9 protein-coding genes are annotated in these 12,395 nt (G+C 32.4%); 1 reads left to right on the top strand and 8 read right to left on the bottom strand.

From position 1 onward, the window contains the following. From KQI86_RS12715 to KQI86_RS20600, 4 genes are all read right to left on the bottom strand, one after another. Positions 1-1,791 carry an ABC transporter ATP-binding protein gene (locus KQI86_RS12715; RefSeq protein WP_216439761.1) on the bottom strand — a complete coding sequence of 597 codons (1,791 nt, stop codon included), beginning with the start codon at positions 1,789-1,791 and terminating at the stop codon, positions 1-3. Between the two features lie 252 nt (positions 1,792-2,043). Further along, positions 2,044-3,003 carry a helix-turn-helix transcriptional regulator gene (locus tag KQI86_RS12710; protein ID WP_216440225.1) on the bottom strand — a complete coding sequence of 320 codons (960 nt, stop codon included), beginning with the start codon at positions 3,001-3,003 and terminating at the stop codon, positions 2,044-2,046. 92 nt (positions 3,004-3,095) lie between these two features. Then, complete coding sequence (locus tag KQI86_RS12705) at positions 3,096-3,455, bottom strand: metal-dependent transcriptional regulator (RefSeq protein WP_216439760.1); 360 nt, start codon at positions 3,453-3,455, stop codon at positions 3,096-3,098. Between the two features lie 308 nt (positions 3,456-3,763). After that, the gene (locus KQI86_RS20600; protein ID WP_216439759.1) at positions 3,764-4,522 is read right to left on the bottom strand and encodes a class I SAM-dependent methyltransferase; all 759 of its coding nucleotides are present in this window, start codon (positions 4,520-4,522) and stop codon (positions 3,764-3,766) included. A gap of 364 nt (positions 4,523-4,886) precedes the next feature. Here KQI86_RS20600 and KQI86_RS12695 point away from each other — a divergent pair, with 364 nt between their 5' ends. Beyond that, positions 4,887-6,293 (top strand): PQQ-dependent sugar dehydrogenase, encoded by a 1,407-nt coding sequence (locus tag KQI86_RS12695; RefSeq protein ID WP_216440224.1) that lies wholly within the window; start codon positions 4,887-4,889, stop codon positions 6,291-6,293. 49 nt (positions 6,294-6,342) lie between these two features. Here the strand turns inward: KQI86_RS12695 and KQI86_RS12690 are convergent, their stop codons facing one another. The 4 genes from KQI86_RS12690 to KQI86_RS12675 form a co-directional block, all read right to left on the bottom strand. Further along, the gene (locus KQI86_RS12690; RefSeq protein ID WP_216439758.1) at positions 6,343-6,591 is read right to left on the bottom strand and encodes a hypothetical protein; all 249 of its coding nucleotides are present in this window, start codon (positions 6,589-6,591) and stop codon (positions 6,343-6,345) included. A gap of 463 nt (positions 6,592-7,054) precedes the next feature. Next, on the bottom strand, positions 7,055-8,998 hold the full coding sequence (locus KQI86_RS12685) for a vWA domain-containing protein (protein ID WP_216439757.1): 1,944 nt from the start codon (positions 8,996-8,998) through the stop codon (positions 7,055-7,057). Positions 8,999-9,010: 12 nt separating this feature from the next. Continuing rightward, positions 9,011-10,249 carry a hypothetical protein gene (locus KQI86_RS12680; RefSeq protein ID WP_216439756.1) on the bottom strand — a complete coding sequence of 413 codons (1,239 nt, stop codon included), beginning with the start codon at positions 10,247-10,249 and terminating at the stop codon, positions 9,011-9,013. Next, a complete protein-coding gene (locus KQI86_RS12675) occupies positions 10,246-12,357 on the bottom strand; it encodes a hypothetical protein (RefSeq protein ID WP_216439755.1) in 2,112 nt (703 codons plus the stop codon). Before KQI86_RS12675 ends, KQI86_RS12680 begins: the two co-directional genes overlap by 4 nt. Positions 12,358-12,395 lie beyond the last annotated feature (38 nt).

Here is a 12,395-nt window from a genome sequence, read left to right as displayed (position 1 = left end):
TTACTTTACTCCTCCTTTCTCATTATTAGCTGCCCATTTCTTTGCACCAATATGAGCCTCCCACATACCTTTATAAAGTTCGCATCCCTTGAGCAACTCTTCATGTGTACCTGTATTTATGATGCACCCTTTTTCCATAACGATAATCTGGTCTGCATTTTTTATGGTTGACAGCCTATGAGCAATGACCAATAAGGTTTTTCCTTTAGTAAGGGCGGCAATGGATTTTTGAATTTTATCTTCATTTTCAGGATCTGTAAAAGCTGTTGCTTCATCCATGATAACAATAGGTGCATTTTTTAAGATAGCTCTTGCTATAGCAATCCTTTGCTTTTCTCCCCCTGACAATTTTCCTCCGGCTTCTCCAGCATTGGTATCATATCCCTTATCAAGATTTTGGATAAACTCATGACAACAAGCTGCCTTTGCTGCATTAATTACTTCTTTATCAGACGCACTAGGATTACCAAGTCGTATATTCTCCATAATTGAACAATTAAACAAGAAATTATCCTGAGTTACGAAACTCACCGTGTCAGCAAGCTGTGACAAAGGAAGACTTTTGATATTAATACCACCAATTTTCACTTCTCCGTTGTCCACATCCCAAAATCGTGTAATCAACCTTGCAACCGTAGACTTTCCTCCTCCCGAAGGACCAACCAAAGCCGCAAAATTTCCTTCAGGAAGTTTTAGATTAATGTTATTAAGTACATCTTTTTCTGTACTATTTAAATTATCAGCTTTATCGGTATCATAGGAAAAGCATACATTTTTAAGTTCAATATCATATCTATGAATATTTACCAACTCTAATGGATTTTCAAGTTCCTTTAAATTTAAAAATTCATATGCATCATTGACAGCATATTCTATAGCTTTGGCCTCATTCACAAATACCGTAAAGCTAGTTAATGGTGCTACAATTCCTAAAGACAATATCAAACACATTGTAAGATCTGCCGGACTTAAAGACCCATTCATATACAGATACATTCCGATAGGCATGGTGCCAAGTATAGTTGATGGTAAAACCGCTCCACCAAAGTTCATGAGTTTCCAAGTGCTTTCAAACCAGTTTAGTGTATATGCTTTAAAAGACTCGACTGCTTTTTCAAACTTTTCATAAGAGGATGAAGACCGACCAAATGCCTTAATGACTTCAATTCCCTCTACATATTCTACAATAACGCTATTTACATAGTTGCTAGACTCCATGTAATCTGCATATTGCTTATTAAATGTCCTCATCATAATTGCATATGCTACAACTGCGATAGGTACCGTAACCATTGCTGCAAATGCCATGCGCCAATCTATCATAATAATATAGACAAACACACCTATAGGCAAAAGCAGATTAGAGATTCCTTCTGGAATCAGATGAGCCAAAGGAAGTTCAATAGTTTCCACTCGGTCTACAATCACATTTTTTAGCTTTCCTACCGGTTGATTCAGCACAGTGCCAAGTGGAGCTTTCATTAATCTGTCAGCAATCTTAAGGCGCATATTCTCTAGTATGGTGTATGCAGAAAAATGCGCTAACATAGTAGATATAGCATAAAAAAGAAGTTTCACCACATACCCAGCAAGACATATTGCTGACCAAAATAATACGTTCTTTATCGTCTGCCTTCCTTCGAAAAATGAAATGATGATTTGATAAACTCCTATATAGGGCACGATTCCCCCTGCAACACTTATTATTGCGCATATTACTGAAATAATCATTTTCAGTCTGCACTCCTTGGCAAAGGACAAAACCGTTCTTAACCAATTTTCTTTTTTCATTTTATACTTTCACCTCTCACGGATTTTTAAGTTTAAAAGACTATCTATTGTCAGTCTTTTAAAACAATTATAGGGATTAGTTAAAATCAACTAATCCCTATTTTAATCCTTGAAAAATATAGCCGCCACTCCACAAAGGTTAAACCTGCTCCGATTAGACATTGGAGTTAGTCTCTTCTAACTCTAACACCTAATAAAAATGCCTTTTGGCACTTATGAACACATATATAATATATCGTAATAATACTTCATTCAGACAAATGTTCTTCGATATTCAGAAGGTGAACTGTTCATGATTTTTTTAAATGCAGAGGCAAATTTACTTGCGTTCTCGTAACCTACCTTACCTGCAATAGTGGTAATGCTTTCATTGGTTTCACGTAGCATTAAAGCAGCCACCTGCATGCGATAAGATCGCATATACGCATATATTGACGTTCCATAAACGCCCTTAAAGCAATTCTTCATAGAAGTAAGCGGTATCTCAAATTGGCTAGACAATTTTTCTAGGGTGATATTCTTATCTATATGATCAGTCATATATTTCATAATGGCTTTTACTGTTTCAACCTGTTTTTTAGTGAAATATGGCCTTTCTTCCCCGTTTATTCTTACATCTACTATGCTCAAAAACAATAGCAATTCTAAAATTTTAATCTTGAAATAATTTATACGTATTTCATCAGGTACAGTATATAGCTCAGAAAAAATATGCTGAATAGAGTCCTTTGCTCGCATGATGAAGGGTGATTTTTCAGAACAAAACTTATTATACAATGCTTGCAGATCAATAGAAAATCCGTCAAAAATAGCGGATAAGGTTTTTAATGCTTCATCAATATATATTGCAACCGTAATTCCATGATAATGCTTTAGAGGAAATCCAAATCCAATAGCATGATGATTTCTTGCATTGATCTGTAAATCTCCCTCTTGCAAATACATATATGAACCGCTCTGAAGTTCCCATTCAATACGTCCCTCTCGACAATGGTCTATTCCCATCATCTCCACCTTGGGAATAAATTCTGAAAAACAATTCTGCATGTGAAAATCATTGTACATCAAATCAATGCCAGGAAAGACCTTGTAACAAGTCATAGTACCTTCACCAGTGATATCTTTCATTTCATATACAGTACAATCTTCATCTTTCTTTATCACAGTAATATTATTACCGTAAAATGCCTTTTGTTCCAAAAGCTCATCCAATTCCATTCATCTCCTTTTCCTACTGTAATCTCCTTTAGAAACAAGAAAATGCTCTAGTATTTAACTTAAGTTTTACTATTTCTACTGACATACTACTTTTTTAAAAACTTCTTAATTCCCTGAAAAGTTTCATCACTGATGATATGTTCAATTCTACAGGCATCCTTTTCAGCTATATCTTCACATACCTTTGCTGTTTCAATCAAAAATATAGTTAATAGCTGATGACGTTCATATATACTTTCTGCTTTTTCACGTCTCATATCAGTCAGATTTATATATCCTTTACCATCTACATTAATGTATCCTGATTCTTTTAATAATCCTACTGCATGGCTCACACTTGGCTTACTAAATTTAAGTGTCTTTGCAATATCAATAGACCTTACACTGCCATTTTCATTCTCTAATATTAAAATTGTTTCTAAATAATTTTCCCCTGATTCGTACATAATTACCCTCCATAACATGAAATATAATCTTATGCTGCTAGTGAACATATTTTTCAACAAGCCAATATTTGTATTTACCATCATATAATATTTATATATACTTTTCAATCAATTAAGTATTTTTACTCATATTTCTATAAGATCTAAATGCTAAGAAAAAGCTCAAACAATTGTCACAGACAAATGCCTAAGCTTTCTAAATATTATATCTAATTATCTATTTGCTCTAAAAGCCCATTGATCCATAAGTTTAGTAAATTTGTAGCTCCACGAAAGCCCATGAATGGGAATTCATAAGGATTTAACCTCTATTTAATAGCAACAGCCTCAAAAGTAATTACCTCTTCACAATTTGATGGATACTGACCAAATTTATACTCTGAAGAAATCATAATATTTTTAAATCCTATACTTTCAAGTATTAATCTAAACTCTTCTACTCCATACCATCGTAATGGGAAGTACTCTAATTCGGTTTGCAAAAGTACCCCTTCACGCCACTTCTCATATCGCCCATGAGAAATAGTATATTGATTTATATAGTCGACCTCTACAATTTTATTTTCTAATGTAATTATATCTTCATTAGAACATTCCCAAGTTTTTGTGGAAACTGTACCTATTGAAATATCAGTTTGCAAAAATATATCAAGAATTAATCTACCGCCATTAGATAAATGCTTATAAAAATTTTGTAATGCTTTTATTGAATCTTCCCTCTTATGTAGTAGAAGGAACGTTCCCGTTGGCACTATAATAGCATCATATTTTGTATCGTGTGAAAAAGATTCCATCTTTGCCTCAAAAAGTTTAGGATTTAGACCTCTTTTTTTACAATTATTCTCACATATATTTAACATATCTTTTGAACTGTCAAATCCATCAACATTTAATCCTTTTTCTAAAAGAGGTATTAATATACGTCCAGTTCCTGTTGCAGGTTCAAGAATAGGTCCTTTGCACGATTCTAATCTATTCATGTAAAATTCCACATCTCCAAAAGAATGACCTATAGGCTTATCCATATCATATACTTCTGAAGACAATCTACCATAATAGCTCAACATCTTTTATCACCTTTCTTTCTTGATTTATTCTAATATTGTTTTTGTATCGGCATATCCATCCATTCGTATCACATACTTTGTAGCATTATAACCAAAAACTTTGCGAAAAGCCTTGATAATTTTATTATAACAACAACTTTGAAAAGAAACTGTTCCTATTTTGCTAAATATTGATAAATAAAAATTTTCTTGCTTTAAATTTTCAAATAAAGGGTGTACTCATTTTATGAGGCTAACCCTTTATTTAGTACTAACAGAACATTTCTAATCATATTCTTATAAAAGAAAAGAATATAAAGGAGTGTAAAATTAGTTGTTAAAAAAAGTTAAAGTAAGTTTACGGCCCATCGCTGGTAAGATAAATATGCCTACTGTTTTGAAAACAGCTATACTTCCGGGTGACTCAATGGAAAGATTATTTATTGCAACCCAGGTAGGAGAGATCCTTTACATTGGAAATGGAGTTATAAAAACCTTTTTAGATATTCGCCCCCGAATCATAAAACTAGGTTTTTCCGGTGGTAAATATGACGAACGTGGATTGATAGGGTTAGCATTTCATCCCCAATTTTCTTACAATGGTCTGTTTTATCTTCATTATTCAGTAGCTGGAACACAAGGTCCAGGTGCTCTTCCAAGCTTAGAAGTTTCAAGACAAGGTCTTCCTGAGTTTTTTAAGCCTGACCCATGTGACCCCAGAACCTTAAACCAAAAGTGGATAAATAGAGAAGTTAACTATGATCATATTGATACAGTTGAAGAATGGATTTTACAATCCAATGGTCAACCTCAAAAACGGCGGACATTACTTAATTTAAGAAGACCATTTTTTAATCATAATGGTATCAATAGCTTAAACTTTTCACCTGAAACAGGAAAACTTGTTTTAACAACCGGTGATGGTGGATCAGGCTATGATCCATTTAATTCAAGCCAGAATGATATGGAAATTGCCGGTAAAATAATTGAAATTGATGTAGCTAAGAATACATTTATCAATAATCCACCGGTGGTCACACGTTTTGATGAACTTCCCGTACCTATTCAAGAAACGCTTACGGTAATTGCCAAAGGGGTTCGCAATATACCTGGCATTTCATTTCAAAGGTTTTATAATCAGTATATCAAATATGTAGGAATTGTCGGGCAGGATCTGGTAGAGTCAATTTTTTCATTCGTTAATTATAAACCAATACCGGTTACTCAGCTTGTCCAAGCTTATTTAATGAAATCTGAACCTGACCAAGAAGGATTTATTAACTTTGGCTGGCGAGGATGGGAAGGTGCTCTTCCTACTTCGATTATAAGGGGCTGCTCTACAAATCCAACTTTGGATGAGGAAATAATTGCTTATTACAATGATACAGTAAAAACTTCAGTGCAGCGTATTCAGCCTCTAACTAGTTACTTTCATAAAGATCCCCGACCGGATAAGTTTGGAGGAACTGCACTTACGGGAGTCCAGTCATATATGGGAAATAGAATTCCCGGTTTAACTGGAAGCGTTGTGTTTACTGATTTTGCCAGGAATGAAGGATCTCAACCTCCGATTAGAGGTGCTTTAGCTTATACCAGGGTAAGAACAGATTGTAAACTAAGTGATTTTAGTGTCATTGAAACCGATTATAATTTTGGGTCTCAATCAGCTTATTATGCTAGTTTGGGAACGAATCTGAATCAAGCCAGACTATATTTAGGGGTTTATGGCTCTATGAATGTGACTGATTTTAACCAAGGTACTGTTTTTGAAATTGTTCCATTTCCCTCATAAATTTTGAAACTGAATTCTAAATTACTAGCATCACCTAATAGGAGGCATTTCAATTGAAAAAAATGAATATAGGTAGGTTTATTTGTATTGGAGGAATATTAACAACAATAGCTGTACTATTCCAATCAGCACCTGTATTTTTACCCGCGATTGGGTTGGCCTTAAGTCCATTAAGTACTCTACCTATTGCGATAGCTGCTGTTTCTAATATTTCTCTTGGTTTTACTGTATTTTTTTCTTCCGCATTGATTCTTGTTATAGTTAGTGCACAGGAGACAATAATCCTGCTTTTTACCACCGGGCTACTAGGTATCGTTATCGGAATATTACTTTATAGGAAGGGAATAATAATTTCTATATTATTTTCAAGTATAGCATTATCTCTTGGGATGATATTTTTAACTTACATAGTAGGTATTTCGGCGTTTGTGGATTTAACAAGTCCGTTATCAACTCCTTTAACCTTTTTAATTTTTTTCTCATTTTCACTTGTTTACGCGAGCATCTGGAATATTTGCCTTAGAAAACTCATGAGTTATCTTATAAAAATAAAATTAATTAGTTGACTCAAATATGGATTTCTTATCATCAAAAATACTCGGTGTCATCTATAAAATGCCATTAAAAATCGAGGCCAAAAATGCACTTTTCTGCCTCGATTTTTGCTAATTTTTTACCTCAAACATTAGATAAATGCTTATAAAAATTTAAATTATACTACAAGCTATTTCAACATGCCTTGAGAATAGAAAAAAATGCAACTAATTATTAAAAATAGACTTCATATTTTTTCTTACTGCTTTTAGCAATTCTTTTGGTAGCTCTTCTACTCCTTCGCCAATTATTACTCCATGTGGTTGTTTGTATCCTTCATTCCATATGAAGTTAAATATTTTTTTATTTATTTCGCTATTCTTTCCTATTTGAAATGCATAGACTTCAACATTTTTAGATAATAATTCTTGTACAGCTTCTTTCGCCGATCCTGGAAAACTTGATGCACCATCTGTAATTTCAAAGATTATCTTTATTTGTTTTCCTTTTTTAAGTTCCCTTTCCTGTATGGACGTAATTCTATTGGATATTTCTCTAAGGCAGCCTGCATCGTCAGTTGCTCCATCTGTTGCATCTAGCTTTACGATTGATCGAATTATATCACTTTTTTCTTTTTCCTTAGCATTTTTATCGTTAAATTCTTTAACATTGTAATACTTACTGCCAAAAAACCAAGTTTCGCTTAAAACTTCTAATTTTTGATTCAATTGCTCTGCATTACTTTTCAAATATTTATTAAAATCATCTATGGACAGCAAAGTCACTGCCAAAGCTTTTCTTGCTGCCTCAATTTTTGATGCATTCATTGATCCAGAATTATCTATTACAAAAGAAATCTCTATTCTTTCAGGCAATATGTCTGCTCTACTCTCTAGTAAGTATCTGTTAAAGATCGTAAGATTTTTGTAATTCCTCTTTTTCTCAGCTTCTACAAAATCAGGATAAAAGTTAACAAAACTATCCACATCTAGCTTTCCTTTTATTTGACCATCTTTTTTTACACTTACTTCTTTTTTCGCATCACCTATCAAATTTTTCCAAAATTGGCGCATTTGTTCTCTTTCTGATTTCATTTTATTTGAATAGAATTGAAACAATTCTTGGTCTGATTGACTAATCCCATAGGCCTCTAAATCTACCTTACCTTGCATGACATTTTGCATACTCGTACTTATTTGGTCTTGTTGATCCATCATTTCTTCTAAAATTTTTTCCACTTCTTCTTGATTAGATTCTAGTGAATCTGACATCTCGTCTGCTTCTGACTGTTCAAAAGGATTTTCACTTCCTTTAACTTGCTCTTCTGTCTGTCCTTTTGATTTATAAAACATCATTTCATCAATTTCTTGTTTCCATAATTGCTGAAAAGTTGGAAAGATGAAAGAGCTAATGAGTGGATCTCTTTCTACAATTCCTTGGTTATTATTTATCTGTCTAATTAATTGATAATGAATAAATTCAAAAAAAGGCTGATTGAAAATTTTCTTATGAAAGGGGTTTTCAACATATTCTTCGATTTTGGGTTCTATTTTATATAATTCAATAATAAAAAAGCTATTTGCAAAAGCTCTATGTCTAGGCATTTGAGAAATTGACTCAATAGTCTTACCTATTTTTCTCATATATGAAACAATTTTCGAAAAATTTTCTTCATCTCTATATATAGGACACATTTGCAAAACTCTTAGAAATGATGTCTGTTTATCCAATAGATGTAACAAATCAAAAATTTCTTTTCTTACATAATTAGAAATTATTTTAGGCTGATATGCAGGATCTTTCTCCAGACCTTCTTTTTTTATCCTAGCTAAAATATAGCTTGTCATGTGATCAATTTCTTTTTGCCAGTCTTTTTTTCTATTCAAATATTTTTTAGTTTGCTTTTTCCAATCAGAATATAAGGCCAGCTCATAGTAGATATGCCACATAATTTGATTGTCATCTAACTTTCTATCCAAGAAACTCTCCAGCGGTAAGTATAGAACTCCTTTGGAAGAGTCCAATAAAAATCTTTGCAATTTTGAATCAGGAATATACATTAAACTAGAATCTCCTGTAAATGTGGCTAATGAGCGTTGTTCTTTTTGTAAAAATTCTTCGCAATGTCTTTTAGCTTCTTCAATTAAAGTTTCTTCATCAAAGTCAAGCATACTCATTCCTTCCTATTGATACAGTGGCAGATTCCACAAGTCTTTTGGTGTGTCAATTCTATCAACATGCAGCAGATTTAACTTACCTTCTATATCCATTAATAAATATTTTGAAGTATCTAATTTAAAGACATTGGTAAAAAAAGCGTCTTTAATCGTCGCATCTTCATTTAGATACCAATTTCCAAAGTTTTCTTCAAGTAAGTATATGATTCCATCTTCACTTAAAACTATTGCTGTGCCACTCTTAGATTGAACGTCAAACAAATTACCTTTTAAATCATTTAATTCTATTTTTATAGTTTTTGAATCTTCGCATAAAGAAAATATTTTAAACTGCCCTTTATCACCTGTCACTATAAGAGAATTTTTATTACCACTTTCATCCTCTAAGCATCTAATTTTCCTTATTTCATCATGTGAAAAATCAATTTTTTCTGTAATAGTAAACTGTCCGTTTTCATATTTGATAAAATATAATTTCCCCATCCTTGTTCCAACTGCAAAATAGTCCTCATTTATTTTTTCTAACACCGTCCAATTTGGAATAGTACAATATATATCTTTATGAAAAACCAAACTATATTCTTCATTTGTTTTTATTATTTCAAATAAATTTAAGTTTTCATCCCCATTTTCCACTACAAATAAGTTATCTCTAATCACTAAACATCTTCCAAATTCATTAAAATCATGATCTATTTGAATATTTTTAACTTGAATATGTCCATTAACATTAGGCATTTCATCAAAATTATCGCTTGAAAGTAGATAGCATCCCCCTCTGACTCCCAAAAGCAAAATTTCTTTGTCATTCAATTTATATATAAAGGAAATTGTTTCTTTTATTTCTTTAATAGGAGGGGTCCACTCTACTTCAATTTGATTATGATCAGGAAAATCCTCCCCAATATCTATATAAAAAAATTGAACTTTTCTATCTATACTACTTGTAATAAAAAGATTTTTATTAATTCTCAATACAGTTTGTAAAAAACTATCAAAACTAAAAGCTCCCAATTGTTTTATATGATTTATCCCTATTGAAGTCTTTTTTATATTATTGGCATAAACTCGGTAATAAGGAATTAAATCAGTCAATAATTCTTCTTCCATTTGTAAAAGTTTATCTAACTGTTCTTCGAAACCATCGTCTAAAATTCCATTTGCTCGGCATTTATTCAGCTTTTCTCTTAGATCTTTAACTTGACTCTTAAAATCCTTCGCATCTACTGATAAATTTATTTTCATTTCTCTCCCCCATTATCTTCTAAGTATTCAAGTAGATCCTTTGAATGCTCTAAATGAGATAATTGTTGATCTAATTTTTGATATTTTTTCGCATCAACTTGCGCCAAATCATCAATAGCTGCTTCAAAAGTTTCTGTTAGTCCTTTTGGCAAGTTTTTTCTAGGAGTTCCTTTCCCAAATATCATATGAACTACATCTAAATAGCTTAAAGTTTCTGTTAATGGGCGAACATATTGATATGGACGGGTACGAATTTCGTCATATGTTGTGGTTGCTTCTCCTATACCTTTTGCCTCAACCTTCCATCCTTCTCCTACAGGGAAAAATCCAAAACGTACCGCTTGCGAGAGAATATAGTTTTGGTCATCAGGATAAGTAATTGAACTAATAAAACCATCCCATAAAGCTTTGCTCAAGTCTTTTTCTTCGCCTCTATTCCAATTATTTAAAACGTGTAAAATATTACGAATTGATAATACAGACTCCCTCAGCTCTAATTCACCTATTTCAGAATCTTTTTGAGCCTCATCATCTTTCCATTTTCCCATAAAAACATTCTGAGTAACCTTGCACAATTGGGAAAATCTAAACAATTCTTCTAATGTTCTTTTAGAATCAGGAATATGGATATTTCCATTTTTATCAGCCAATTGTGCTATTATTATTCTAAAAAGTTCATTTCCTTCTGGAAACTCTTGATCTTCTAAGGAACCAATCGTTTTTTGAGGTACATAATTATATTCAATAGTTACGAAACGTGATTTAAAGGCTGGATTTAGTTCATTTGTTCCTTCATAATTGACCATTTGACTTGACAAGTTCCCTGTACCAATAAACCCAAATCCAGGTTTAATCAAAACAGGACCAACTCCTGTAATATAAGCTGTATTTCCCGCATGCCGTTGTAAAATATCATTTAAAGCAATTAAGTTTTGCATGGCAATTGTATTTAATTCATCTACGATTACAGGACGACCTTCTTTTACTGCAATCAAAATTTCTCTTTCTATTTTTTTAATTTCAGTACCAAAGGCACTATTACTTGCTACCAATAAATCAGAAAAACTTTTCCATATTTGAATCTTAAGCTGTAACTGTTCTTCATCAGTCATCTTCTCTAGTCTAGTTCTGTGCTCATCCATCCACTCATAAAAATCTCCTATAATCATATTCAGATAATCCGAATAAGATCCTTTAGAAAAACTGTGTTTGAGAGTCAAAGTTTTCTCTACAAACATATCTTCATAAGTTAAATTATGGGATCCAGATATAAACAGCGGCTGTAAAGATTCTATTTCTTCTTTACTTCCATTAGTTAAAATATTTTTATAGTAAAGTTCTCTTTCTTCATTAAATTCTCCAAATTTTTTAATGGCTTCTTTTTCTGTGGAATTTGGATTTTTAGAAAACCAATCCTCCATTTTATCTTCTAATTCTCTTTGTATTCTATTTTGGATAGTAAAATCTAGAGCTGCTTCAGTTGCTAATTGTGTTTTCCCGCTTCCCAAATGTCCTACAATATATACAGGAACACCTAAATTCAAGGAATCTATTACTTTTTGTTTTGCTTTAACTACATAAGGTACAGTTACCAAACGCTGCTGATGTTGGGTTTCTATATCGCTTATCAATTGGCGTTTATAATAAAATTCCCATGCTTCCGGAGAATTTTCTAAGATTGTCTCTAACTCTTTTTCCAAATTTTTTATGCGATCAACCCGATATCTTGTAGCTGAATTACTGCCATAATGGCTATAATTATTACTCTCGCTATTAACTCTTCTCTCCCAACGAAGAAAAAACTTTTCATATTCAATTAAATTCTCAATTTCTTGTATCTTTTTACCTTGATCTATCATCTCTTCTACCACATAAGCTTTATATTTTTCGTAATAAACATTATTTTTTTCAGGATCAAAAGGGGTTTTTTCATCCCTTTCTTCAAATCTTCGAAAAGCTTTAAAGAACGTTCTCTGTTCTTCTATTTTTTTATTATTCTCGTATTCAGATGATTTTATGGCTTCTTTGCGTAAATCATCTTCATACCAACTTTGCATTTCCTCTATAGTAGGAATATAAAGTTGCTTAAGATCTATTTTTTCTTTCACAGAGGTGCCCTCCTTCGTATGACATTCTATTATATTAT

The organism is Clostridium mobile, from assembly GCF_018918285.1.
Classification (GTDB): Bacteria; Bacillota; Clostridia; order Clostridiales; family Clostridiaceae; genus Clostridium_AW; species Clostridium_AW mobile.
The sequence above is the reverse complement of the archived record's forward strand: the minus strand, read 5'-3'. Positions and strand labels throughout refer to the sequence as shown.